Here is a 23,113-nt window from a genome sequence, read left to right on the forward strand (position 1 = left end):
ACTCAACATGTTTGCGCTCACCAAGGTGTTTGCAACGATTTATGCGGCGGCGCTGTTGATGCAGCTGGGGTCCAGCCTGCTGATGACCTATCTGGCCTTGCGCCTGGACGCCGCCGGGATCGCCGAGTTCTGGGGCGGTGCGCTGATGGCCGCCAATGCGTTGGGGATGGTGCTGGGGGGACGCGTCGGTTACTGGCTGATCGGCCGGGTCTCGCACGTACGGGCATTCGTGGTCAGTGCGGGGGTGATCGTCACCGCGGTGCTCAGCCACCAGTTGAGTGAGTGGCTGACGCTGTGGCTGGTGCTGAGGTTCGTCGTCGGAGTGGCGATGATGTGCCAACTGATGGTCATCGAAAGCTGGCTCAACGATTGTGCGCCGGGGGAGCGGCGTGGTGGTGCCATGTCGCTGTACATGGTCGCCAGCTACGTCGGCATGATGCTGGGGCAACTGCTGCTGGGTTTTGGCAACGGCCTCGATGCGCTGGTGTTGTCCGGGGTGGCCATCGCTTTTGCCATCGGCTTGATGCCGATGGCCTTGCACCGAGGCGTGCAACCCAGTCCCGTCAGCCAGGTTCGCGTCAGCTTCATGCAATATGTTCGGCGATTGCCGCAATCGTTGGGCACCATTCTCGCCTCGGGGGTACTTAACGGTTGTTTCTATGGCCTGACCCCGATTTTCGCTGCGCAATCGGGCTTCAACCCTGCACAAGTTGGCCAGTTCATGGCACTGACCATCGCCGCCGGGCTCCTGGCGCAATTACCTCTGGGCAGGCTGTCGGACCGCTTTTCCCGCGTCAGCCTGATTCGCCTGACGGCCATTGCGCTCTGCGTCGCCTACCTGCCGCTGGCCTTCCTGCAGGCCCCGGCACCGGGCTGGGTGATGCTGACGGGCGCCGTCATCGGCTTCCTGCAGTTCTGCCTGTACCCGCTGGGCGTTGTGCACGCCAATGACAATCTCGAGCCAGAGTTGCGTGTGTCCGTAGCCGGGGTGCTGTTGGTGACCTTCGGTATCGGCGCAACCATCGGCCCGTTGCTGGCCGGTGCCTTGATGGAGCACTGGGGACGGCAGGCGCTGTACCTGTTCGGCATAGGCGTCGCGGCGCTGGTGGTTTGCCTGGTCAGTGACAGCAAACGCGTACCTGCTGCCGTTGTTCAGGTTCCGTGACTCGGGGGGCTGAAGCGTTGCGATATCACTGTGCGGATTGTGGCTGGACCGGTCATCAGCCCGGTACCTCGGTAACCTGTCACGGACAACAACACGTTTGGCACCCATACACCAAAGCCTGTCAGCGTGCCCGGCGATAATCCAGCGAAAAAGCCCATTGTCGAGGGTGTTTTTCAAGGAGGAGGCCGGGCATGGTTCAGCTCATTTTTCGCCTGGCTGTCCTGTACACCCTGCCATTTGTGCTGTTATTCCTGACCCAGGCGATGCCCGGTATCAACCCGGTTTGGGATTTCGCCAATGCGGCCGGTTTTTTTTCCGGTCTGCTCCTGGCGGCACTGTTTTTCTACAGTGGCCGACCGCTTTCCCAGCCTTTTTACGACGGCAAGTTCTTCATGAACCTGCACCGGGACTTGAGCTACGCAGCCGCGCTGCTTTTGGCCCTGCACATCGGCGTTCTGCTGGTGAGCGAACCCCTGGTCATCGACTACCTCAAGCCTTCAGCCACATGGCCCATGCTCAGTGGCACCCTGGCAACGCTGCTGCTGATCGTTCTGGTGCCCACCAGTCTGGCGGGTGTGCGCAAGAAAATATGGCGTAATCACCGGCGATTCAAAACCTGGCATTACCGGTTGTGCGTGCTGATGCTGTTGTTGATGGCGGTGCACATCATCGGCGTCGGCTTCTACACTGCAGGGCTTTGGAAAGCGCTGTTTTGGGCGGTGCTGATGGCCGCCGCGATCATCAAACCACTGCTTGCGCGCCCATCACCACCCCGTGAAAACGGACCAAGACGGCGAAACACGGCCATTCTTGCCAGTCGCCTGAGTATGGGTATGGCGCTCTTCGCGCTGGCCCTGGCGGTCGGCTACTCGCTACTGGCCAACAGCGACTTGCCGTTATGAAGTGCACACGCTGGCCAGGGTGGCTGATCCTGACAGCTGCGCTTGGATATGCGGTCGTTACCGGCCATGCCGCGCTGGTGCGAGAGCGCCCATTGCTGCCGCTCGATTTCAACCATCAGGTACATGGCAAGGTCAGCTGCCTGACCTGCCACCATGACTACGCCGATCACTCGCCGTCACCCCCTTCGGGTGAGCGTACCTGCCTGCTGTGCCACAAAAAGTCGCCGGCGCTGGCACTGCGCATCGAGCAAGACTTCCATGCCCTGTGCCGCGATTGCCACTTGCAACAGGTCAGGGCGTTTCACCCGGCCGGACCTGTGCGTGAGTGTCAACGCTGTCATGCACCCCCCGTGTTCAGCGTGGCGGAACCGGACCGTCTGGTTCAGTGAGCCACAACGCCGATTTGCTGCAGGAACGTCAGGTTGTCTTCCAGGTGCCAGTTTTCGGCAATCCTGCCATCGGCAATACGGTAGATGTCAGTGGCGATGAAGTTCACTGCCTGGCCTTGTCCTTTCACACCATTGAACGTGCCGGTGAAGTGTCCTGTGAAGTGCAGGTGTGAGATCACCCGGTCAGCGCTGACGATCATCTGCTCGACGTCGCACTTCAGGTCGGGCACGGCCGCATGGAACGCCGTGGACGCCGCCAGCGGTCCGGCTATGCCCTGGGCCCGGCCTGGGGGCAGGGTGCGGTCGGTGAAATCCGTCGCCAGTGCCTCGCGGGCCAGGGCTGGATCGCCGGACGACCAGAAGGTTGCGTAACGCCGCGCCGCGAGGGTCTGCGCCTGGACCTGTTCAGGTTTGCCGGCCGGATCGCTGATCAGCACTTTCGGGCTGATCAGCGTGGACGCGGCGAACGCTGGCTGGACTAGCACGGTGGCGGTGGCGACTGCGGCCACCAGGCCGGAGATCAAACGGCGCATTCGGTTTCTCCGCGGGTAGTGTGCGGATAGTCGCTGTAACCCTGTGCCGAGCCGCCAAACAGCGTGGCGGGATCCAGTGCGGTCAATGGCAAGTCTTGCGCCAGGCGCAGGGGCAAATCGGGGTTGCCCACGAAGGGCCTGCCGAAGGCCACGAGGTCTGCATAGCCCTTGCCGATGACCCATTCAGCACGCTCGCGATCGTAGTTGCCGGCGACGATGATCGGGCGGGTGAAGCGCTGGCGAATCGCCTGGCGGAATGACTCGGTGAACACCGGCGCATCGTCCCAGTCCGCTTCGACCAGATGCAGATAGCCGATCCCCTTGGCCTGCAGGTACTCGGTCGCTTCGAGAATGGTCGGCAGGATGTCCGGGCAATCCATGCCACGGGCGGTCAGAAACGGTGCCAGGCGGATGGCAGTGCGTTCGACGCCGACTTCATCGCTGACCGCGTCGACCACTTCCTTGAGAAAACGCAGGCGGTTGCCGCGTGAGCCACCGTATTCATCGGTGCGCTTGTTCGACGTGGTGCGCAAGAACTGGTCCAGCAGATAACCGTTGGCGCCATGGATCTCCACGCCATCGAAACCGGCACGTATCGCCCGGCGAGCAGCCTGCCGAAAGTCGTCGACGATCTGCGCGATCTCGGCCCGGGTCAGTGCCCGCGGTGTCGGACAATCGAACATCGCGCCCTGACCGGTGGCGGGGTCGACTTTCCAGATCTGCCCAACGAAAGGTTCTGCCGACGGCGCTACCGGCAATTGACCTTGATGAAAGTCCGGGTGCGACAGGCGCCCGACATGCCAAAGCTGCAGGAAAATTCGCCCGCCTTCGGCATGCACCGCCTCGGTCACACCCTGCCAGCCTTGCACCTGCGCTTCGGTGTGGATGCCGGGGGTAAAGGAGTAACCCTTGCCTTGCGGGGAAATCTGCGCGGCTTCGGTGACGATCAATGCCGCCGAGGCACGTTGGGCGTAGTACTGCGCATTGAGGCTGTTGGGAATGTCGCCAGGCTGGCTGCTGCGTGCGCGAGTCATGGGCGCCATCACGACCCGGTGGGGGGCGTTCAGGCCTGCAAAGGTTATCGGGGTAAACAAGCTGGTCATGGTGTCGGTTCCTGAGCGGATGAGAGTAGATGGGCTCAGTCTGCGACCGCGCTTCTGATTTGATAATTGGGCTAGTCTTTGATGGATTTTCAAAAAAAATGGAAGAATGATGGACAACCTTGAAGCCATCCGCCTGTTTGTCGAAGCGGCCCAACTGGGCGGGCTGTCAGCGGCAGGGCGCAAGTTGGGACTGTCGCCTGCGGCTGCCAGCGCCCGTTTGCTCAAGCTTGAGACGTCGCTTGCCACGCGGCTGTTCGAACGCACCACGCGCCAGTTGAGGTTGACTGACGAGGGGCGGATTTACCTGGAGCATTGCCGACTGGCCTTGCAGGCACTGGATGATGCACGAGCAGCATTGTCGGCAGAAAAAAGCGAAATTCGCGGCAAGATCCGCGTGTCCGCCACTTCGGATTTCGGCCGCCATGTGTTGAATGGCTGGCTCGATGAGTTCACTGCGCGCTATCCGCAGGTGGTGCTCGCTCTGCAACTGTCCGACTCGCTGTCGCACTTGATCGCCGATGATGTTGACCTGGTGATTCGCTTCGGTGTGCCGCCCGACAGTTCGCTGATCGCAAGGCCGCTGGCAGCCAATCGCCGGGTGCTGTGCGCCGCGCCAGGCTATCTGCAACGCAAGGGCGCGCCGCAACACCCGCAGCAGCTGACCGACTTCGATCACATCGTCGCCGGTCAGTCGGGATGGTCCAGTGAGTGGCGCTTGCACCGTGGCGACGAAACGCTGCTGTTCAAGGTGCCCCTGGAGGCTGCCCGTGAGACCAACGACGGCGCGCTGGCCCGGCAATGGGCGATTGACGGTCACGGCATCGTGCTCAAGTCGATCTGGGATGTGAGTGCGGACCTGGCGGCGGGGCACTTGAGCCTGGTGCTGCCGCAATGGCATTCGGTCGAAGCGCCGGTGCACGCGCTTTACCCCGGCAGTCGCTATCTGGCGCCACGGGTGCGGGCATTGCTGGATTTCCTCGGCGAACGGTTCGAACAAGCTTCCCGTGAGATGGCCCTGTAAAACGCACAGGCCGACGGCCCTGTGGCTTGCCTGGGGCCGTACGTCAACACAAATTCCAAGGCCAATCAGTAGGGGTATAACTATCAGAGCAAAGGCGCGCCAGACCTGATCGGCGCCAGCAGCGCGGAGCGATGGGATGAATGGCAGCGCATGGCGATGGGCTCGCAAGGGACTGCTTGGTGGCATCAAGCTGGCCTTGCTGGTCACGCCACTGTGCGCCAGCGCCATGTTCAAGTGCCAAACCGTGAACGGAGTCGTCAGCTACAGCAGTCAGGCCATTGCCAAGGCCCATTGCACTCGCGTCAATGGCACCGAGGGCAGCAAGGTCGGCGCCAAGGCCACGAACCAGCCTCGGGTGGTAGGCAACGACGATGCCGGCGCGATGCGGATTCGGGTCTGGACCTTCATGTACAAGGGCGTGCGTCAGTATGTGAGCCGGCGCCCCGTCGGGATCAACACGCGGGTCGATGTTCTTGAGGTGTACTACATCAAGGATTGCTACCTGTGCATGATGCCGAAGGATTTCAAAGTCGCCTCATTGCGCCTGGACACCCAGTCCTATCGACGCGAGATCGAATCCGCCGCCGATCATTATGGCGTCGACAGGGCGCTGGTGCGCGCGGTGATGCATGCCGAATCGGCGTTTCGCCCCAACGCCATTTCCGAAGCCGGCGCCCAGGGCCTGATGCAGTTGATGCCGGCCACTGCCGAGCGTTTCGCCGTGAGCGACCCGTTCAACGCCCAACAGAACATTCGCGGTGGCGTGCGCTACCTGGCCTGGCTGCTCAAGCGCTTCAACGGCAACCAGATGCTGGCGTTGGCCGGTTACAACGCCGGCGAAGCGTCGGTGGACGAGTACAACGGTGTGCCGCCCTATGCCGAGACGAGATCCTACGTCACCCGGGTACAGTCGTTGACCGAGCGGTATCGTAATCATCGCTAGTTCCCTGAGACGCGTGACCCTCGACAGGTCATGTTCGGGTTGAATCCACAGCCAAAAAGAGAACGTTCCTCACCACTCCTGAAATCCTTTACTACACTGCTTCAAGCTCATTCCAGAGCTTTGCGGTACGTCTACCACCCGACAGTATCGCGGCTTGTGCCAACCCTTCGAGTTCGCAACCTTTGAGGTTTACGGGATGTCTTGTTTGCCCTTCAGGAGTTTCCAATGAAAGGAGTGAATTTATTGATGACTCGAATGACCACTCGCCTGCTGCCGTGCCTGCTGGCGACGGCGATTGCCACTTGTGTCATGGCCAGTGCCCAGGCGGCAACCGAGCCGTTGGGTGGTCAACCGCCCCAGGGTTCGGCTCCTTCGGTCAAGGATTTCGACTACCAGATCAAGTACCAGCGTGCGTTTGAAGCCATCCTGTGGAACATGCCCGCCATCGCCATCTACTCATTCCGCCGTGCTGCCGAGAAGGACCTGGGCTACAAGGACAACGACATCATTGCCTATTCGGCAACGGCCACTCCTCAGCTCGAAGCCATTACCGCCAACAGCACCACACCCTACATCGCCGCCTATACCGATCTGCGTAAAGGGCCTGTGGTCCTGGAGATCCCCAAGGCAAGTGCCGAGGGTAGCCTGTACGGCCAGGTGGTGGATGCCTGGCAGCTCACGATCGCCGACGTCGGTCCGGCCGGGCTCGACAAAGGCCAAGGTGGCAAGTACCTGTTCACTGCACCGGACTACAAGGGTGAAGTACCCAAGGGTTATATCCACGTGGTGTCCCCGAACTATCGGATAGCCCTCGCATTCCGTTCCGTTCCGCCACCGGGCAAGAGTGCCAAGGATGCCTACGCCTACGCCAAACGCTTGCGCATGTACTACCTGTCCGAGGCCAAGTCACCCCCTCAGCAGAAGTTCATCGACCCCGCCCATGAACGCTATCCGACGCTGCCGTTCTACGACGAACGTCATTTCGAGGACATGCACGCGATCATGAGCGTTGAGCCGGTGCGTGAACACGACAAAGTCATGATGGGCATGTTGTCGTCCCTGGGCATCGTCAAAGGCAAACCCTTCGCGCCAGACGAGACCGCGAAACGGGCCATGCACCAGGCGGCAATCGATGCCTGGTTCTACCTCCAGCAATGGTTCGACACCGAGATGTCCAAGCGCGTGTATTGGCCAGACCGGCACTACGTCTCGCTGTTGCAGCCAGATGCCAACCGCAAGTTCAATTTCATCTACGACGACCGGATCGACCTGACCGAGCGCGCGGCGGAATACTTCTGGTGCACCTACATGCCCAAGGTACTCAGCGACTCGCCGGCCACTTCCTACCAGATGGCGATGGCTGACAAGGACGGGAAACCGCTGGAAGCCGGCCAGCTTTACAAACTCGATGTGCCCAAGGACATGCCGGTCAAGCAGTTCTGGGCACTGACGGTCTATGACCGTGCCACCTTCTCGTTCATCTACAGCGACAGCAACCGCACCACGCTGTCGTCGTTCGATGTCGAGAAGATGAAGAAGAATGCCGATGGCGGCGTGACGATCTATGTCGGGCCGACGGCTCCGTCGGGCGAGGAAGCCAACTGGATTCCCACCTCGGGCAAGCGCCCATTGCCGGCCATGCGTTTCTATGGCCCCACCGAAGCGTTCAACAACAAGACCTTCAAACTCCCCGACTTTGAACGGGTTAACCCCTGAGTACTGTCAGCCACTTTCGATAACCAAACGACAGGACTGGCCCGCCAGTCCAAAGGAGTCTCGATGAAACCGATGTTGCTTGGCGCAGCCCTGCTGGCCCTGGCCGTGCCGGCCTTTGCGCAAATCCCGGACAAGCTGGCCGAAGACGCTTATATCTACGGCTATTCCATTGATGAGGCCTACAAATTCTTCTATGAGACGGCAGTCAAGACCCACACGCCGCTCAACCGTTTCCAGAACATCCGCCACCTGGCCGATGACACCTACACCGATCACCCGACCATCAACAATGACACCTTGCACCTGCAAGGCTGGCTCGATGTGGCCGCAGAACCGGTGATCATCAGCGTGCCGGACATGGATAAGGGGCGCTACTGGATTCTGCACACCATGGACATGGGCCACTACACGACCTCCATGATCGGTTCGCGCACCCGCGGAACCAAGGGCGGCCACTTCATGTTTGCCTCGCAGGATTGGAAAGGCGAAGTGCCGGCCAGCGTCACCGAAGTGATCCGCCTCGACTCCAACCTGGTGAAGTTGATGGGCCGGATCATGGCCACCGACCCAGAGGATCAGAAGAAAGCGCTTGGCTACATGGATGACTGGAACGTCCGCACGCTCTCCGCCTACCTGGGCGAGCCCGGCCCCAAGGCCAAGGAACGAACCTACCTGGACCCGGCGAAGACCAATTGGCTGCAACGCGTCAACTTCGTCCTGTGCGACGGGACCATGGGCAAGGCCGACAAGAAATGGCTGGATCAATACAAGGCGATCGGGCTGGAACCCTGCAAGGAAAACTTCAGCAAAGAACAACTGGCAGCCGCGAAGAAAGGAGAAGCGCTGGGCAAGAAGCACATCGAGGAACTGGCGCCGAACCTGCTGACGTCCGCCAAGTCTTTGGGCACCCGCGAACAATTGGGTGACGGTGCTCGCGACCTGTTCGCCGTAGGGACCTACGTCGGGCAATGGGGCCTGCCACCGGACGAAAGTGTCTATCTCAAGGAAGGCACTGCCAGCGATGGAAAAAACATCAACGGTGCCAATGGCAAGACATACCGCATCACCTTCAAGGCGCCGGATGTCAGCCAGTTCTGGTCTTTCACGGTGTACGCCGCGGATAACCGTTTCATGGCCCACAACGCGATCAACCGCCACAGCCGTGGTGACCGCACGCTGAAGCCCGATGCCGATGGCAACTACACCATCGAGTTGAGCGCCAAGGGTGACGAGAGCAATCCTAACTACCTGCCAATTCCGGAAAAAGACGCGTACATCGTGATGCGCCTTTATGGCCCGAGCAAGGCGGTGCAAGAAGGTAGCTACAAGTTCCCGCCTATCGAAGTGACCTCACACTGACGGTTCAGGTTTTTGCCCTCCCATCCGGGAGGGCAATTGAACCCGTCCCATTGCTCTATGGAATCGAGTGCCTGACAGGCAGCGGTTGCAGTCCGTCATGACGCTGCAACCAATGGCGGATACTCGAGCCTAGGTCCGCCGCTGCGCCTCATAATCCGGCAGCTCGATCGCGTCCGCCTTTGGCGACAGCATTTTTGCGAAGCATTTCTTCAGTCCCGGCGCGTTCGCCATCCTCAAGACCGCGTGGCCAATAGTGATGCCAAGCCGTGAATGCGGCGAAGCCAGCCTCGGCGCGAAGCCGGGTACGCTTTGCGCCTGCGTCACGTAAGGGCGCATGCGTCTTTCGTAAGCGGCGAACGCATTGCCATGGTCGGCGTGGCGACCCAGTTCGCCCGCCAGCACATAAGCGCCGCACAACCCCAGGCTGGTACCCATGCCGCTGATGGGCGAGGCACAATAGGCGGCGTCACCCACCAGAGCGACGCGTCCCTTGGACCAGCGGGGCATCTTCACCTGACCGACCGCGTCCAGATAGAGGTCGGTGGCATCCTCCAGCGCGGCAAGTACGCGGGGCGTCTCCCAACCGGCGTCGGCAAAGAGTGTCCTGAGCAACGATATCTGCTCATCCCTGGCGAGTTTTTCGTATCCGCTCGGCGCTTGTTGAAAGGATAAAAAGGCGCGGGTGGTGCCCAGGTTATCCGGGCGCAAACAGACACAACGACCGCCAGGGATGTTGTGCCAGCGCATGACCTGAGCATCGCTTGGCTGCCGGGGCAGGGTGAAATAGGCGGTGTAGAGATTCAGCGGGCGGCGCCGGACTTCGTCGCCAAATACCTGGTTGCGCGTCGTCGAACCTATGCCTTCGGCGACAATCAGCAGATCGTAAACCTGCTCGCTGCCCTGTGCGAAGCGCACGTGCACTTGCTCGCCATCGTCCTCGATGGTGTCAACGCTGTCGCCAAATCGATAGGTGACCCGATCCTCGCTGTGCTCGATCAACAGCCGGGCGAGTTCGCCGCGCAGGATCTCAAGTTCGGCAATAGGCCCGTTACCGTCAAAGGCGTTCACATCGATGAAAGCCCGGGTCCGGTTGTCCTGATCGACAAAGGCGACGCCCTGTTCAGCGGTGGTGTTCGCCCGGATCCGCTCCTCCAGGCCCATGCGCTGAACGACGAGGCGACCGGCACCACGCACATCGATGGTCTGCCCGCCATCGCGAAACTCCGGCGCCTTCTCGACCACGGTGACATCCATGCCCTGTCGGGACAGCCAATAAGCCAGGGCAGGGCCGACGATGCTTGCCCCGGTCACCAGCACTTTTGCGGCTTTCATCGCGAGTCCTGTGGGTTGGAAACGGGCCCGGTGTTGCCTGGCAAAGTGCTGCGGTAGACCTCGATCACCTGCCCGAGAAACGCCTCGACCACGGCCCGGTCCTGACCGCCCAGTGCGCCAAGTACAGCGCCCAGACCCTCGAGCATCGGCGAAATATGCCGATAAGTCCGCGCCACTGAGTCAGGCACAGGACACACCAGCACCCGGCGCTTGTCATCGAGTTGGCGCTCTCGCACTACATGCCCTGCACGCTCCAGTCGGTCGATGACCTGGGTAATGCCGGCGGTGGTCACGCCAAGACGCGAAGCAAGCTCGGTGGGTGGCAGTGGTCCGTCAGTGATCAGGTGCTCCAGCGCCGCCACGTCAGTCTGATTGATGCCCAGAACCGTGCCCAGATGGCCGGCTGCTTTGCGGGTCAGAATCGCGATCTGTTGCAATTGCTGGGCGACGGTGTCACTGGCGATTTGCAGGTTGCGCGGATCTTCGGTTGCAGGCGCTGGGGGAGGGGGCAACTTCATTGGAGGGGGTGTCCGGGATCCATGGGGTGATGGGGCAAGTTAGCACATAGCTAACTTGCTTAGCTAGTTTTCTGGGGCGAGATAAAATGGCGGAGTTCGGCCAGGATCAGGCGTTGAGACGTTTCGCCAAGCGCCACCGTCCCGCGCCCTAGTCCAGTCGGACGATGTTGCTGCCGGAAGGGAAGGAGAACAATCCTGCCAGTTCCCAGGCAGGCGCCACGCCACCGATAATTAGAACAACAAAGGATCCGCCATGCAGGACCACAACGTTCAGGCCAATGCGCCGTCCCCCTTCAGCCCGCTGACCATCGGCCCGCTGACACTGCGCAACCGCTTCATCAAGTCCGCCACCAACGAGGGCATGTCCCCCGGCGGCGTCCCGAGCAAACAACTGGCCAAATTCCATGGCGACATCGCTGCCGGTGGCGTGGGCATGACCACATTGGCCTACTGCGCCGTCAGCCCGGACGGCTGCACTCTGCCGAACCAGATCGTCCTCGACCGCGAAAGCCTTGCGCACCTGCGCGTGCTCACCGACACCGTGCACCGCCATGGCGCCGCAGCCTCGGCACAGATCACTCACGGCGGCTGTTTCACCTTCCTGCAGCCGCAACAGAGTGCCCGTCCGCTATCGGCCAGCGGTGGCTTCAACAAGGTCGGCATTCTCAGTGGCATGTTCCGCAAGCAGGCGATGACCGAAGCCGACATGCACCGGGTCGCCGACGAGTTCGTGCGCGGCGCGCGACTGGCTCGCGAAGCCGGCTTCGATGCGGTTGAACTGCACATGGGCCATGGCTATCTGCTCAGCCAGTTCATCTCGCCGTTGTACAACAAGCGCCGCGACCCCTATGGCGGCAGCCTGGACAATCGCCTGCGCTTCCCCAGCCTTGTATTGCGCAGGGTGCTCGATGCGGTGGGCAAGGAGCTGGCGGTGGTGTGCAAGTTCAGCATCACCGAGGGCGTGCGGTCCGGCCATACCGCCGAGGACGGTGCCGCCATCGCCCGCATCCTCGAACGGGAGGGCGCACACCTGCTGGTGTTGAGCGCGGGGATGAACGTCGAGTCGGCGACCACCATGTTCGGCTCCTCCTTTCCCAAGGAAAACCGTGTCACCGTGCGCAACCCGATCGTCGCCGCCGGCCTGTTCATCCAGGGCTTGATCGAACCCAAGGTGGCGTTTCACGAGCTGTACCTGCTCGAGCATGCGCGCAAGGTCCGGGCGGCAGTGAAGATGCCGCTGGCTTACCTGGGCGGCGCCAAAAGCCTGGCCGGAATCGACAACCTGATGGGCGAGGGCTTCGATGCAGTGGCCCTTGGGCGCGTGCTGATCGCCGAGCACGACTATGTCAACAAACTGCAATCGGGCGTCAGTCGCGATTCGATCTGCACCGCGTGCAATCGCTGCGTGGCAATGATGTACACCCCGGGCGGCACCTCATGTGTATTGGGGCAACCCGGTGACCCACAGCTCAATAGCCAGGGCGCCGCGACCTGATGTTGTACGCGTCGCTTCGGCGGCCAACACTCAAGCAACATCTCTCGAGTGATAACCAGCAGGCCCGCGGCCCGCGCAATTTCTGACGGCAGCGAGGAGGCTCGTTGGTTGTCCCACGAGCCTCCAGCTGAAGCGACCGGCCGATGGCTCAGCGATCGAGCCTGGTAATTTTTGAACCCTGCAGTCCCAGCCCGGCCATCAGGCCCTTTTGATCAAAGATGAACGCATAGACATCGGACTGAGCCGTTGCCGTCGTCAGCGACTTGGCCGCGCCTGAATCTACGACAACAATGCTTGGGCCCACGCCGACCTCAAAGCCATTGACACTTTTCAGATCGTTCATCGCTGAATAGGTCATGAAGAACATCACGTAACCAAACTTCTGCGCACCCGCCTGAAGACCGTATGAGGCTGCAGTGGTCGAGAAGTATCCCGTGACCTTGCCGTTCTCGATCAATTCGCCCTGGCCATGCTGTGCCCCGACGATGAGACCCGCTTTCAGCACGTCCGGGAAAACAAGGATGCCCTTGGCCTTCTGCGCCAGGACACGCGCCTGCGGCGTACTGGTATATAAACTTTTTAACGCCGCTTTAGCCTCCTGATCCATCTGAGCGTTCTCGGCCTTCACATCAGCGGCGGAAGTCGATTGATTCGTTTGGCACCCCGCTGCGATCGCGAAGATAGAAACCAATGCCATTATTTGCAGGTGTTTGATCATGAGGAATACTCTTTTTCTACCCCCGCCACTGATGAGCCTGCATGACGACAGCCATTGCTGATTGACGTCTGACAGGTCCGACCTTTGATGCATCGTGCTCACAAACAACTGGACTTTAGCCCGGCCAGGCGTTTGGTCAAATACGATGCGATGAACGCTGCGGATCGGCGCGGCAATACCCAAGTAGATCGCAGTGGTTTTGAACAGCTTGCGTCCTCTCTGGGCCGTCTTTTCAACGGAACACAATCCACCTATCGCAGTAGTGATGCGCAAATACATGACTGGTAATCTTCGCGCCACGTTCGCCAGACATTAAGGGATGGAGGCGAAAATAGAAGCCCCGAAGCCGCGAACCTTCGGGGCTTTGCTTTTTCTGCAACCCTTCTGCTCACACAGAATTCAGTCTTGTTGCGTCGACCGGTTGAGTACACAGCCAAGAGCTGACGCACAATCCGTTATTTGCGAATACGGGCGGATTTCACTTGGCGGGCATGTTCTCGCTTCCAGTTCAAGGTGCCAGTAGCCGACATCGTGCCACTGACCAAGCTTATAGCCGACCTTCGGATAGGTGCCGATGTGTTGATAACCAAGTCGTTCGTGCAGCCCGACGCTATCCGGATTCGGTTGGGAAATACCCGCATAGGCTGAGCGATAACCCTGCCGAGCGAGGAGGGGCAGCAGCACGTCATAGAGTCGACGCCCCACGCCAGTGCGACGTTCGCCTCAGATTGAACGCTGATTGACCCGCGCCATGAGCTGTTCGGCGCTCTCTTTGCGTTCCGAGTAGCGATTCACCAGAAAATCCTGGCGGTCACGCAGCAGCACGGTGAACTTCACCAGCTCTTCCATCACGTCGACCACCCGGTCATAGAACGCCGAAGGTTTCATCCGGCCGGCTTCGTCGAACTCCATGTAAGCCTTCGGTACCGAGGACTGATTAGGGATGGTGAACATGCGCATCCAGCGACCCAGCACACGCAGTTGATTGACCACGTTGAATGATTGGGAACCGCCGCAGACCTGCATGACCGCCAGGGTCTTGCCCTGGGTTGGGCGAACTGCGCCCAGCTCCAGAGGAATCCAGTCGATCTGCGCCTTGAACACGGCGGACATCGCACCGTGGCGTTCCGGCGAACACCAGACCTGGCCTTCCGACCACAGCACCAGATCGCGCAGTTCTTGCACCTTGGGATGATCTACCGGTGCATCGTCCGGCAGTGGTAAGCCGGACGGATTGAAGATGCGAGTCTCTGCGCCAAAGTGCTCCAGCAGGCGCGCGGCTTCTTCGACCAGCAGACGGCTGAACGAGCGTTCGCGGGTCGATCCGTACAGCAACAGGATGCGCGGTTTGTGCTCGCCCGGCCGGGGCGCGATCTGCACATCGTCGAACAAGGAAAGGTCAAGGTTGGGCAGTTGCTCTGACATACATACTCCGGCTCAAAGAGCGCCGATTCGATCCAGCTCGCGCTTGAGTTCATCACGGCTGAGGCTGTTGAAGGGCAGGGCGAGGAAGGCTTTGCAGCGTTGCTCGATGTGCGCCAGCGTGGCGCGGAAAGCGGCGTCGACGGTTGCTTCGTCGCCGACCACGTCGGAAGGGTCTTCCAGGCCCCAATGGGCTTTCAGCGCCGGGCCGAAATACACCGGGCAGCTTTCGCCGGCGGCCTTGTCGCACACGGTGATGACGATATCCGGCAGGTTGTCCTCGAAGGCGTCATTGCCTTTGCTACTCAAGCCGTCAACGGAGATTCCGGCTTGCTGCAGCGTGGTCAGGCTGCGGGGCAGCACTTGCCCTTTGGGAAAGCTGCCGGAGCTCACCGCTTCGAATCCCTGCGGTGCCAGGTGATTGAACAGGGCTTCGGAAAGGATGCTGCGGCAGCTGTTGGCCGTGCACATGAACAGGACTCGCATGGATTGCTCCTTCCGCCTTGGCGGACATCAAAGGCTCAGGCGCAAGGCAAGCGCCGAGAGGGTGATCAACAGAACCGGCAGGGTCAGCAGGATGCCGACCTTGAAGTAGTAACCCCAGGTGATGCGCATGCCCTTGCGCTCCAGCACATGCAGCCAGAGCAGCGTGGCAAGGCTGCCGATGGGGGTGATTTTCGGGCCCAGATCGCAACCAATGACGTTGGCGTAGATCATCGCCTCGCGAACCAGTCCCTCAGCGCCGCTGGCTTGAATGGACAGCGCGCCGATCAGTACGCTGGGCATGTTGTTCATCACCGACGACAGCAACGCGGACAACAGCCCTGTGCCAATGGCGGCGCTCCAAAGACCCTGTTCGGCCAGCCGGTCGAGCACGTGGGTGAGTGCATCCGTCAGTCCGGCGTTTTTCAGGCCGTACACCACCAGGTACATGCCCAGGGAAAACACCACCACCTGCCACGGGGCTTCGCGCAATACGCGGCGAGTGGAAATCCTGTGGCCTTTGGCGGCGACGGCAAAGAGGATTGCCGCACAAACTGCCGCGACCGCACTGATGGGAATGCCAAGGGGCTCCAGGGCGAAAAGGCCTACCAGCAAGACCAGCAATGTCCACCAGCCAACGATGAACGTCGCTCGGTCGCGAATGGCTGATTCAGGTTCCGGCAGTGTCTCGACGGCATAGCGCTGCGGCAGATCGCGGCGGAAATACACAAAGAGCACCAGCAAGGTGGCGGCGACGCTGGCCAGGTTCACCGGCACCATCACCGAGGCATACTCGGCGAAGCCCAGCTTGAAGTAATCGGCAGAGACGATGTTCACCAGGTTGGACACCACCAGCGGCAGACTGGCGGTGTCGGCGATGAAACCAGCGGCCATGACAAAAGCCAGGGTTGCGGCAGGGGAAAAGCGCAACGCCACCAGCATGGACATGACGATGGGCGTGAGGATCAGCGCCGCGCCGTCATTGGCAAACAACGCAGAGACAGCCGCACCCAGCAGCACGCAGAACGCGAACAGGCGGTAGCCGCTGCCATTGGCCCAGCGCGCCACATGCAGGGCAGCCCATTCGAAGAAACCCGCCTCATCCAGCAACAGACTGATGACGATGACGGCGATGAACGTGGCGGTGGCGTTCCAGACGATGGCCCACACCGTGGGAATGTCCTGCAGCGACACCGCGCCGACCAACAGGGCAATGACCGCGCCTATCGTAGCGCTCCAGCCAACACCGAGGTCCTTGGGTTGCCAGATGACCAGAATGAGGGTGAACACGAAAACAGCTATGGCGACCAGCATTGAAAGCTCACTCGTCCAGGGGATCAGCAACAGGCAGCATCGCGGACAGGACGTCCATCCATGTTCTGCAGGCGGGAAGCGTTGTTCTGCAGCCACTGTGTGTTGGCCTGCAGCGTTACCTGGAGCATCTCGTGCACCCAGGCGGGGAGATCCGGATTGAGGCGGTAGTAAACCCATTGACCCTGGCGACGATCCAGCAGCAAGCCGCTGCTGCGCAGTTGGGCAAGGTGGCGACTGATCTTCGGCTGGCTGTCGTCGAGGGCGCACATCAGTTCGCAGACGCACAGCTCGCCCTGATTGGCGATCAGCAAAGTGGCGCGGGCTCGGGTTTCGTCAGCGAGGCTTTTGAAGACTTCCGGAGGGGTGATCATGCCGGGGACCTTTTACATATGGATAATCAAATATACGGATATCCATATGTTTAAGGCAAATCATTTATTGGTGCAGGACCGCTTCTGGCCGGTTTCAACCCGTCGCGAAGGATCGAAATCCACATCCAACAGCTGACGCTCCAGAGTCATGCCCAATGGCAGCGCGCCGTTACCGTCAGTTAAATGTATCCAATACAATTTTTTGAATGTATTGGTTTGTCGATAATACGATTGGCCTCACGACTTCTCCGGCGCGAGGTTCACCATGCACATTGCCATTCTTACCTTCGAAGGTTTCAACGAACTCGATTCGCTCATTGCGTTCAGCATTCTCAACCGGGTTCAACGACCTGATTGGCGAGTGTCTATCGCCAGCCCGGCAGAGCATGTGCTCTCGATGAATGGCTTGAGAGTCGAGGCGCAGGTTTCCCTGGAGGACGCTTGCGGCGCGGATGCAGTGCTGGTGGGTAGCGGGCGACTGACGCGCGATGTCGTCGCGGACGACGCACTCATGTCTCGACTGAAGCTCGATCCGAATCGCCAGCTTCTGGGCGCCCAATGCTCGGGCACGCTGATACTTGCAAAGCTCGGCCTGCTTGACGACGTTCCGGCCTGCACCGATCTGATCTCCAAGCCATGGGTCGAAGAGGCCGGTGTGGCGGTACTCAATCAGCCATTCGTGGCCAAGGGTAATGTCGCGACGGCTGGCGGTTGCCTGGCTTCGCAGTATCTGGCCGCCTGGTTCATTTCACGCCTGGCAGGTGAAGAGGCTGCTCGCAGCGCGCTTCATTACGTGGCCCCGGTGGGAGAAAAGGACCTGTACATAGAGCGTGCGATGAGCAACATTTCGCGGTTTCTTTAACCTGGTTGCTGCCGTTCGCTGTAGGCAGTATTCGGCCGTTAAGAGACAGTGGACATTACCCACGCCAAGGCGCTAGCGTCAGCCCCTTCAGTACAAATGAAAGCGTAAAAGCCTTCTATGAAGCTCTGGGCTACTCGACTGAGCCGCGCATCAGTATGGGGAAGAAGATCGAGGCGAACATTGTGCGGCCAGAAAAGAAGCCTGGGTGAGTGCCCGCGAAGGGTCGAATATCTTCCTTCACACACACTCACATTCGCTGCCCCTCCCACTCCGAACCAATAGTTCGCAGCCACTCGACGCAGTCACAGCCGTTGATGTTTGCGCTGCTGTTTGACTTTGTACATCTCGCGGTCTGCCAGCTTGGTGGCTTCGTCCACGGCGATATTGTCCGGCATCACCGCGACGACGCCGACGCTCGCGCCGGTGTAGTGAATGTCACCCAGGCCGTGCTCCAGTTCATAGCGGCCTATCGTCGCTTTCGACAGGCGGTCCTGCAGCAGTTCGGCGGCATGGCGTCGGTCGGTTTCCGGGTCGGCGTGCTGAGAGGGTGTACCCAGGGCAATCACGATGAACTCATCGCCACCGGTACGCCCGATGATGTCGCTGGTTCGCAGGCAATGCTGCAATTGTGTGGCCACGCCACGCAGCAGCTGGTCGCCTGCCAGGTGGCCGCGGGTATCGTTGATGTACTTGAAGCCGTCCAGATCGATGACGCCCAGCAGGACGTACTTGTGTTCGCGCTGGGCGAGGGCGAACAGGCGCGCCGCATCGTTGAGGATTGCGCGTCGGTTGGACAGGCCGGTGAGGGGATCGGTCAGGGCCAGTTTGGCCAACTCGGCGTTGGCCGCCTGCAGCCGCTCGACCAGCAGCCCGCGCTCAAGGGCATAACCGAGCAAGCCTGCGAGCAGTTTCAACAAGGGTTCCACGGCAGCGGAGCGGGGCACCTGACTCGAGCTGGCGGCACAGACCGTGCCCAGCACCTGGCCATCCTGGGACCTGATCGGCGCGCTTACGTAAGTCCTGATGCCCAGGACTGCGGCGGCTTCGGAGTCACCCCAGCATTCGGCGACGTTGTCCGAGTACGGGCGATTCTCGTCCAGCGCGCGCTTGCACAACGTATCGGCCCAAGGCACCACCAGCCCTTCGGGGATCAGCATGTCACCGATGTTGCGGGCGAACTCGACTCGCTGGACCCCCTCGTCGGTATCGATGGTCGTCAGGTACGTCGACTCCATGCCGGTGACCTGGCTGAGCAGAACCAGCAAGGGGCGGGTCAGTTCCTCCAGGGTCTGGGCCGTTGGAAGGGTATCGCAGAGAAGGGATAGGATCTGATCCATGTAGGCCTGCCGATCGCTGAGGTGTCATTCGATTATCGACCAATTGGCGGATTTCTGAAGATGGCGGGCGTGATTCTGCCTCTGGGTAGCCAACTGTCTCGCGCAGTTGCAGGGGTTTTGCCAAGCGTTGATCGATAGCGCAGAGTGTCGATATACACTTCAATGCATAAGTAACACCTATGGAGAGAACGCCTGATGCTGCTACGACACCTGCGGTATTTGCTGGCGGTCGCCGACCATGGCGGTTTCACCCGGGCCGCTGAGGCGTTGTACGTGTCGCAACCGACCCTGTCTCAGCAGATCCGCCAACTGGAGGAATCACTGGGGGTGGTCCTGTTTGACCGCACCTCGCGGACGGTCAAGCCGACCGATGCCGGGCTGGCCTACATCGAATGCGCCCGTCGTGTGCTGGTGGAACTGGAGGCCGGCAAGCGGGCGCTGCATGACGTGAAGGATCTGTCCCGCGGCAGCCTGCGCCTGGCCATGACGCCGACCTTCATGGCGTACCTCGTCGGTCCGTTGGTACGCGACTATACGGCGCTCTACCCGAACATCCATCTGCAGATTTTCGAGCTTTCGATGGAAGACATCGAAGCCGGGCTGGCCGATGACTCGCTGGATATTGCGATTGCGTTTGATGGTGTGAGGCACGCCGACATCGAATCGATTCCGGTGTTTACCGAGACGCTGGGCGTCATGGTCGGGCGCAACCACCCGTTATGGCAAAGCCGGGCCATGCTTTCTCAGGAACAGCTGACTCGGCTGGAGTTCGCCCTGCTGACCCCGAACTTCATCACCCGCAGCCGAATCGATGAGTACTTTGCCGAGAGGCAGGTGGCACCCAACGTGGTGATCGAGGTCAATTCGGTGAACACGCTGCTGGAAGTGGTTCGTCATACGGCGGTCGCAACCATCCTGCCCGAACCAATTGCCACGGTTGATCGCGCCTTGTGCAGGATTCCCCTGGCAAGAGGGGCGCCACAGCGCGGGGCTGCGTTGCTGCGGCGCAAGAACAACTACCACAGCGCAGCGTCAGTGGCTTTTTTGAACCTGGTCACCCGCACTCAAGGCCAGACAGCAACTAACCTGTAGTACGTCTTCCCGATGAACTCCTCAGGATGCGACATGAAGCGCTTTTGGCCTTTGCCGCTCGATCTGCGTGCCCTCATTCTGCTGTTTGTCCTGTTGTCAGTGCTGGCCACGCTCTGCAACAACTTCATTGTTGCCTACCGGATCCAGCGTGATGCGCTGATTCATACGACACTGGAATCCAACAGCGCCTACGCCGCGAAAGTCGCCTCGAGCATCGAAGCCTTCATTGAATCGGCACAGGGGCGAATGAAATTCAGTGCGCAGGTACTGGCCGCCCATTGGAGCGAGCCAGAAGTGCTGCGCGCCGAGGCCAGTCGCTTGCAACAGCAGGACACGGACTTCAATGCGGTGGCGATCACCGATGGGGATGGCAGGGTGTTGCAGACGGCACCCGAGGCGTTGAAGGCCGAAGAATCCATGCTGGACTCCGAGAACATGCGCCAGGCCCTCAAAGAACACCGGGCGTTGGTCAGTGCTGCCTACACCTCGGTCTCGGGCCATTTGGTCATCTTCATTTCCCAACCCATCGTCAGCTCCTCGGGGCAGTTTTTGGGTGTGATCGGCGGTTCCATCTACCTTTTGCAACAGAGTGCCCTGCATTCGGTCATCAGCAGGCACTTCCACCATGAAGGTACCTTCGTCTTCGTGACTGACGGCAACCGCCGCCTGCTGTATCACCCGACCCCACAACGAATCGGCGCAATCCTGGGTTCAGACAAACCGGTTGATGCGGCCCTGCGCGGGGAAAACGGCGCGATGGTGGTAACGGGCGAGGAGGGCGAGCCACTGCTGGCCGGCTACGCACCGGTCGTGGATGCACATTGGGCCGTGGTCGCCGTGCAACCCGAAGAACGTGCGCTGGCGCCACTGACTCCGCTGATGAGCCACATCATCATGGGCATGATTCCGGCAGGCATTGTCGGCTTGGGGCTGATCCTGGCGTGCACGGTCCTGATTGCACGGCCATTACGCCAGCTATCCAATGCCGCAACCCAACTGACGGCGCCGGAAACCGAGAGCCGTTTGCAGCGCGTGCAAGGCTGGTACCTTGAAGCGGCCGCGATCCGCCGGGCGCTGCTCGGCGGGGTGAAACTGGTCCAGCAAAAACTCGGCCGTCTCAATCAGGAAGCGCGCAGCGATGCACTCACCGGCCTGGCAAATCGACGGGCGATGGACGACATGCTGGACATGTTGACCCAGGCTGAATTGCCTTACGCGGTGCTGTCCCTGGACATCGACCACTTCAAACGCGTCAACGACACCTTCGGCCACGATGCAGGAGATGTCGCACTGAAACACATCGCCGACATCCTCCAGTCGAATTCAAGATCCAGCGACCTGGCTTGCCGCTCCGGGGGAGAGGAGTTCGTGTTGATCATGCCGGACACCTCGATCGCCATCGCGCAAACCATCGCCGAGCGCATCAGGGAAAACGTGGCGGGCAGCGATATACCGGGCGTCGGCAAGCTGACGCTTTCCGTCGGCGTGGCCTTTCGAGAGGAGGCCCCGACCTGCGATGGGTTGTTGAAGCTGGCCGATGAAAGGCTTTATCTGGCCAAGCAGGGTGGGCGCAACAGGGTTGTGGCCAGCTAGCGGCAGATCAGTCTGCAAGGCGACGGGGTAGCCGCCTTGCATCGGAGTTGCTGACGAGGCTAGCGGACACCCGCCTGGCGCAGCGCGGCCGGCGTGTAGTTGTTCGCCGAAGCGACGGCACCGAATTCGATGCTGCGTTTTTCCTCGTTCTTCAAGCCCAGTACCGAGTAACGGCCGGACTGCAGGTCGTACAGGGCTTCGGCGGTATAGCCGGGCGCCTGCTTGTGGTAGTACTGCTGGGCATGCCCTTCACCCACGCGCCACAGCTGGCCACGCCCGTCGTAGTGATCGACTTCCGCCAGTTGCCAGGTGTCCTCATCGAAGTACATGTGTCGAGTGGCATAGATGTGACGCTCGTTCGGCTTGACCTTGGCGACGACTTCCCAGACCCGGTGCAACTCGTAGCGGGTCAGGTCCTGATTGATGTGACCGGCCTTGAGAATGTCCGCGTACTTGAGGTTGGGTGAGTCGAGCTTGTAGCTGTTGTAAGGGATGTACAGTTCCTTTTTTCCGACCAGCTCCCAGGTGTAGCGATCCGGTGCGCCGTTGAACATGTCGTAATTGTCGGTCGTGGCCAGGCCGTCGGCGGCTGTCGCCGGACCGTCATAGGAAACCTGCGGCGCACGACGCACACGGCGCTGTCCGGCGTTGTACAACCAGGCATCGCGCGGCTCTTTCACCTGGTCGATGGTTTCGTGAATCAACAACACGTTGCCGGCCAGGCGCGCCGGGCCGGTTATCCGCTGGATGAAGTAGAACAGGATGTTGTCAGCCTTGCTCTTGTCGAGGTCCGGCAGCTCGCTCGGGTAGGAAATCTCGTCCTCCAGCTCGATCATGCTGAAGGCCCCATCGGCCTGTGGCTGGACGCGGGTTGCCAGGCGCTGGAGGTTGCCGCCGCGATAACGCGTCATGTGGTTCCACAGCACCTCGACGCCATTTTTTGGCAAAGGGAACGCGTAGTAGCGGGTATCGGAAAAGCCGCTCAGGCCATTACCGCCGTCAACTTCTTCCGTCTTGAGCGCACTGGCCTTGATCACCGAGTAGATGCCTGTCGGGACCGCTGCGGTGCGATGAGTGGGATAGACCGGGATCCTGTAGCTGTCCGGGTAACGTTTGAACATCGCCAGCTGGCCTGCGGTCAGCTTGTCCTGGTATTTGTCAGCGGTGGCGGCGGTGATGATGAGCAAGGGTTTCTCGTTGGCAAACGGATCACTCAAAAAGCCTTTGCTGTCCACCGTTCCGGCGTTGGTCGGCAAGCCTCCGGTCCAGGCCGGAATGCTGCCATCAGCGTTCGCAGCCTTGACCGCGCCCATGGGCGTCAAAGTCGTGCCCAACTGTGCCGCCTCCTCGGGCGTGACCTTGGCCATGACGGCGGTGGTCAGCAGGGAAAGGCTCAGGACGCCGGTTCGTACCAATGTTTTTGTTGTTTTCATGGAGTCGCTCTC

General features: G+C 60.6%; 22 protein-coding genes and 1 pseudogene. 11 read left to right on the forward strand and 12 right to left on the reverse strand.

From position 1 onward, the window contains the following. The first annotated feature begins 7 nt into the window (after positions 1 to 7). The 3 genes from EIY72_RS26770 to EIY72_RS26780 all read left to right on the forward strand — a co-directional run bounded on the left by EIY72_RS26770 (position 8) and on the right by EIY72_RS26780 (position 2,456). Positions 8 to 1,165: an MFS transporter gene (locus EIY72_RS26770; protein ID WP_093222544.1), complete on the forward strand. Its 1,158-nt coding sequence runs from the start codon at positions 8 to 10 to the stop codon at positions 1,163 to 1,165. A 191-nt stretch (positions 1,166 to 1,356) separates the two neighbouring features. Beyond that, positions 1,357 to 2,067, forward strand: a complete 711-nt coding sequence (locus EIY72_RS26775; RefSeq protein WP_093222540.1) for a ferric reductase-like transmembrane domain-containing protein — start codon at positions 1,357 to 1,359, stop codon at positions 2,065 to 2,067. Continuing rightward, positions 2,064 to 2,456, forward strand: coding sequence for a cytochrome c3 family protein (locus EIY72_RS26780; RefSeq protein ID WP_093222536.1), 393 nt, complete (start codon positions 2,064 to 2,066; stop codon positions 2,454 to 2,456). Before EIY72_RS26775 ends, EIY72_RS26780 begins: the two co-directional genes overlap by 4 nt. On the opposite strand, the gene EIY72_RS26785 is transcribed toward EIY72_RS26780, so the two are convergent. Then, positions 2,450 to 2,989: an ester cyclase gene (locus EIY72_RS26785; protein WP_093222531.1), complete on the reverse strand. Its 540-nt coding sequence runs from the start codon at positions 2,987 to 2,989 to the stop codon at positions 2,450 to 2,452. The genes EIY72_RS26780 and EIY72_RS26785 overlap by 7 nt on opposite strands. Next, positions 2,977 to 4,092 (reverse strand): alkene reductase, encoded by a 1,116-nt coding sequence (locus EIY72_RS26790; protein ID WP_093222527.1) that lies wholly within the window; start codon positions 4,090 to 4,092, stop codon positions 2,977 to 2,979. Before EIY72_RS26790 ends, EIY72_RS26785 begins: the two co-directional genes overlap by 13 nt. A gap of 109 nt (positions 4,093 to 4,201) precedes the next feature. Here EIY72_RS26790 and EIY72_RS26795 point away from each other — a divergent pair, with 109 nt between their 5' ends. The 4 genes from EIY72_RS26795 to EIY72_RS26810 all read left to right on the forward strand — a co-directional run bounded on the left by EIY72_RS26795 (position 4,202) and on the right by EIY72_RS26810 (position 9,131). Next, positions 4,202 to 5,113: a LysR family transcriptional regulator gene (locus EIY72_RS26795; protein WP_093222522.1), complete on the forward strand. Its 912-nt coding sequence runs from the start codon at positions 4,202 to 4,204 to the stop codon at positions 5,111 to 5,113. A 136-nt stretch (positions 5,114 to 5,249) separates the two neighbouring features. Further along, positions 5,250 to 6,056 (forward strand): lytic transglycosylase domain-containing protein, encoded by an 807-nt coding sequence (locus tag EIY72_RS26800; protein ID WP_093222517.1) that lies wholly within the window; start codon positions 5,250 to 5,252, stop codon positions 6,054 to 6,056. Between the two features lie 246 nt (positions 6,057 to 6,302). Next, a complete protein-coding gene (locus EIY72_RS26805) occupies positions 6,303 to 7,772 on the forward strand; it encodes a DUF1254 domain-containing protein (protein ID WP_231985567.1) in 1,470 nt (489 codons plus the stop codon). Positions 7,773 to 7,835: 63 nt separating this feature from the next. Beyond that, positions 7,836 to 9,131, forward strand: a complete 1,296-nt coding sequence (locus EIY72_RS26810; RefSeq protein WP_093222508.1) for a DUF1254 domain-containing protein — start codon at positions 7,836 to 7,838, stop codon at positions 9,129 to 9,131. 129 nt (positions 9,132 to 9,260) lie between these two features. Here EIY72_RS26810 and EIY72_RS26815 read toward each other — a convergent pair whose 3' ends face one another. Continuing rightward, the gene (locus tag EIY72_RS26815) at positions 9,261 to 10,463 is read right to left on the reverse strand and encodes an FAD-dependent monooxygenase (RefSeq protein WP_093222503.1); all 1,203 of its coding nucleotides are present in this window, start codon (positions 10,461 to 10,463) and stop codon (positions 9,261 to 9,263) included. Continuing rightward, positions 10,460 to 10,981: a MarR family winged helix-turn-helix transcriptional regulator gene (locus tag EIY72_RS26820; RefSeq protein ID WP_093222500.1), complete on the reverse strand. Its 522-nt coding sequence runs from the start codon at positions 10,979 to 10,981 to the stop codon at positions 10,460 to 10,462. The genes EIY72_RS26815 and EIY72_RS26820 overlap by 4 nt, the downstream gene beginning before the upstream one ends. Positions 10,982 to 11,234: 253 nt before the next feature. Between EIY72_RS26820 and EIY72_RS26825 the strand changes: the two genes are divergently transcribed. Further along, positions 11,235 to 12,476: an NADH:flavin oxidoreductase gene (locus EIY72_RS26825; protein ID WP_093222496.1), complete on the forward strand. Its 1,242-nt coding sequence runs from the start codon at positions 11,235 to 11,237 to the stop codon at positions 12,474 to 12,476. Between the two features lie 148 nt (positions 12,477 to 12,624). Here the strand turns inward: EIY72_RS26825 and EIY72_RS26830 are convergent, their stop codons facing one another. The 6 genes and pseudogenes from EIY72_RS26830 to EIY72_RS26855 form a co-directional block, all read right to left on the reverse strand. Then, entirely contained in the window at positions 12,625 to 13,473 is an 849-nt protein-coding gene (locus EIY72_RS26830) for a lipid-binding SYLF domain-containing protein (RefSeq protein WP_231985566.1), read from the reverse strand. Between the two features lie 120 nt (positions 13,474 to 13,593). Continuing rightward, positions 13,594 to 13,911, reverse strand: a pseudogene (locus tag EIY72_RS26835) (N-acetyltransferase family protein); the annotation flags it as partial. A gap of 6 nt (positions 13,912 to 13,917) precedes the next feature. Further along, entirely contained in the window at positions 13,918 to 14,619 is a 702-nt protein-coding gene (arsH, locus tag EIY72_RS26840) for an arsenical resistance protein ArsH (protein WP_093222487.1), read from the reverse strand. 12 nt (positions 14,620 to 14,631) lie between these two features. Then, a complete protein-coding gene (locus tag EIY72_RS26845) occupies positions 14,632 to 15,102 on the reverse strand; it encodes an arsenate reductase ArsC (protein ID WP_093222482.1) in 471 nt (156 codons plus the stop codon). Between the two features lie 27 nt (positions 15,103 to 15,129). Further along, entirely contained in the window at positions 15,130 to 16,413 is a 1,284-nt protein-coding gene (locus tag EIY72_RS26850; protein WP_093222477.1) for an arsenic transporter, read from the reverse strand. Positions 16,414 to 16,436: 23 nt separating this feature from the next. After that, positions 16,437 to 16,784 carry a metalloregulator ArsR/SmtB family transcription factor gene (locus EIY72_RS26855; RefSeq protein WP_093222472.1) on the reverse strand — a complete coding sequence of 116 codons (348 nt, stop codon included), beginning with the start codon at positions 16,782 to 16,784 and terminating at the stop codon, positions 16,437 to 16,439. Positions 16,785 to 17,049: 265 nt separating this feature from the next. Between EIY72_RS26855 and EIY72_RS26860 the strand changes: the two genes are divergently transcribed. After that, on the forward strand, positions 17,050 to 17,646 hold the full coding sequence (locus tag EIY72_RS26860; RefSeq protein WP_093222468.1) for a DJ-1/PfpI family protein: 597 nt from the start codon (positions 17,050 to 17,052) through the stop codon (positions 17,644 to 17,646). A 302-nt stretch (positions 17,647 to 17,948) separates the two neighbouring features. Here EIY72_RS26860 and EIY72_RS26870 read toward each other — a convergent pair whose 3' ends face one another. Beyond that, positions 17,949 to 18,983: a sensor domain-containing diguanylate cyclase gene (locus EIY72_RS26870; protein WP_093222463.1), complete on the reverse strand. Its 1,035-nt coding sequence runs from the start codon at positions 18,981 to 18,983 to the stop codon at positions 17,949 to 17,951. Positions 18,984 to 19,178: 195 nt separating this feature from the next. On the opposite strand from EIY72_RS26870, the gene cynR reads away from it, so the two are divergent. Further along, positions 19,179 to 20,075 carry a transcriptional regulator CynR gene (gene cynR / locus EIY72_RS26875; RefSeq protein ID WP_093222459.1) on the forward strand — a complete coding sequence of 299 codons (897 nt, stop codon included), beginning with the start codon at positions 19,179 to 19,181 and terminating at the stop codon, positions 20,073 to 20,075. A 33-nt stretch (positions 20,076 to 20,108) separates the two neighbouring features. Next, complete coding sequence (locus EIY72_RS26880) at positions 20,109 to 21,668, forward strand: sensor domain-containing diguanylate cyclase (protein ID WP_132680187.1); 1,560 nt, start codon at positions 20,109 to 20,111, stop codon at positions 21,666 to 21,668. A gap of 59 nt (positions 21,669 to 21,727) precedes the next feature. Here the strand turns inward: EIY72_RS26880 and EIY72_RS26885 are convergent, their stop codons facing one another. Then, positions 21,728 to 23,101, reverse strand: coding sequence for a DUF1329 domain-containing protein (locus EIY72_RS26885; protein WP_093222454.1), 1,374 nt, complete (start codon positions 23,099 to 23,101; stop codon positions 21,728 to 21,730). Positions 23,102 to 23,113: the final 12 nt, after the last annotated feature.

The organism is Pseudomonas vancouverensis (assembly GCF_004348895.1).
GTDB classification, from domain to species: domain Bacteria; phylum Pseudomonadota; class Gammaproteobacteria; order Pseudomonadales; family Pseudomonadaceae; genus Aquipseudomonas; species Aquipseudomonas vancouverensis.

Excerpts from the sequence above, each read along its gene's own strand:
- EIY72_RS26855 (WP_093222472.1), bottom strand. The coding sequence starts at position 16,784 with ATGATCACCCCTCCGGAAGTCTTCAAAAGCCTCGCTGACGAAACCCGA.
- EIY72_RS26820 (WP_093222500.1), bottom strand. The coding sequence starts at position 10,981 with ATGAAGTTGCCCCCTCCCCCAGCGCCTGCAACCGAAGATCCGCGCAAC.
- EIY72_RS26825 (WP_093222496.1), top strand. The coding sequence starts at position 11,235 with ATGCAGGACCACAACGTTCAGGCCAATGCGCCGTCCCCCTTCAGCCCG.
- EIY72_RS26880 (WP_132680187.1), top strand. The coding sequence starts at position 20,109 with ATGAAGCGCTTTTGGCCTTTGCCGCTCGATCTGCGTGCCCTCATTCTG.
- EIY72_RS26805 (WP_231985567.1), top strand. The coding sequence starts at position 6,303 with ATGACTCGAATGACCACTCGCCTGCTGCCGTGCCTGCTGGCGACGGCG.
- EIY72_RS26815 (WP_093222503.1), bottom strand. The coding sequence starts at position 10,463 with ATGAAAGCCGCAAAAGTGCTGGTGACCGGGGCAAGCATCGTCGGCCCT.
- arsH (WP_093222487.1), bottom strand. The coding sequence starts at position 14,619 with ATGTCAGAGCAACTGCCCAACCTTGACCTTTCCTTGTTCGACGATGTG.
- cynR (WP_093222459.1), top strand. The coding sequence starts at position 19,179 with ATGCTGCTACGACACCTGCGGTATTTGCTGGCGGTCGCCGACCATGGC.
- EIY72_RS26860 (WP_093222468.1), top strand. The coding sequence starts at position 17,050 with ATGCACATTGCCATTCTTACCTTCGAAGGTTTCAACGAACTCGATTCG.
- EIY72_RS26770 (WP_093222544.1), top strand. The coding sequence starts at position 8 with ATGTTTGCGCTCACCAAGGTGTTTGCAACGATTTATGCGGCGGCGCTG.
- EIY72_RS26785 (WP_093222531.1), bottom strand. The coding sequence starts at position 2,989 with ATGCGCCGTTTGATCTCCGGCCTGGTGGCCGCAGTCGCCACCGCCACC.
- EIY72_RS26810 (WP_093222508.1), top strand. The coding sequence starts at position 7,836 with ATGAAACCGATGTTGCTTGGCGCAGCCCTGCTGGCCCTGGCCGTGCCG.
- EIY72_RS26830 (WP_231985566.1), bottom strand. The coding sequence starts at position 13,473 with ATGTATTTGCGCATCACTACTGCGATAGGTGGATTGTGTTCCGTTGAA.
- EIY72_RS26780 (WP_093222536.1), top strand. The coding sequence starts at position 2,064 with ATGAAGTGCACACGCTGGCCAGGGTGGCTGATCCTGACAGCTGCGCTT.
- EIY72_RS26845 (WP_093222482.1), bottom strand. The coding sequence starts at position 15,102 with ATGCGAGTCCTGTTCATGTGCACGGCCAACAGCTGCCGCAGCATCCTT.
- EIY72_RS26790 (WP_093222527.1), bottom strand. The coding sequence starts at position 4,092 with ATGACCAGCTTGTTTACCCCGATAACCTTTGCAGGCCTGAACGCCCCC.
- EIY72_RS26870 (WP_093222463.1), bottom strand. The coding sequence starts at position 18,983 with ATGGATCAGATCCTATCCCTTCTCTGCGATACCCTTCCAACGGCCCAG.
- EIY72_RS26795 (WP_093222522.1), top strand. The coding sequence starts at position 4,202 with ATGGACAACCTTGAAGCCATCCGCCTGTTTGTCGAAGCGGCCCAACTG.
- EIY72_RS26775 (WP_093222540.1), top strand. The coding sequence starts at position 1,357 with ATGGTTCAGCTCATTTTTCGCCTGGCTGTCCTGTACACCCTGCCATTT.
- EIY72_RS26800 (WP_093222517.1), top strand. The coding sequence starts at position 5,250 with ATGAATGGCAGCGCATGGCGATGGGCTCGCAAGGGACTGCTTGGTGGC.
- EIY72_RS26850 (WP_093222477.1), bottom strand. The coding sequence starts at position 16,413 with ATGCTGGTCGCCATAGCTGTTTTCGTGTTCACCCTCATTCTGGTCATC.
- EIY72_RS26885 (WP_093222454.1), bottom strand. The coding sequence starts at position 23,101 with ATGAAAACAACAAAAACATTGGTACGAACCGGCGTCCTGAGCCTTTCC.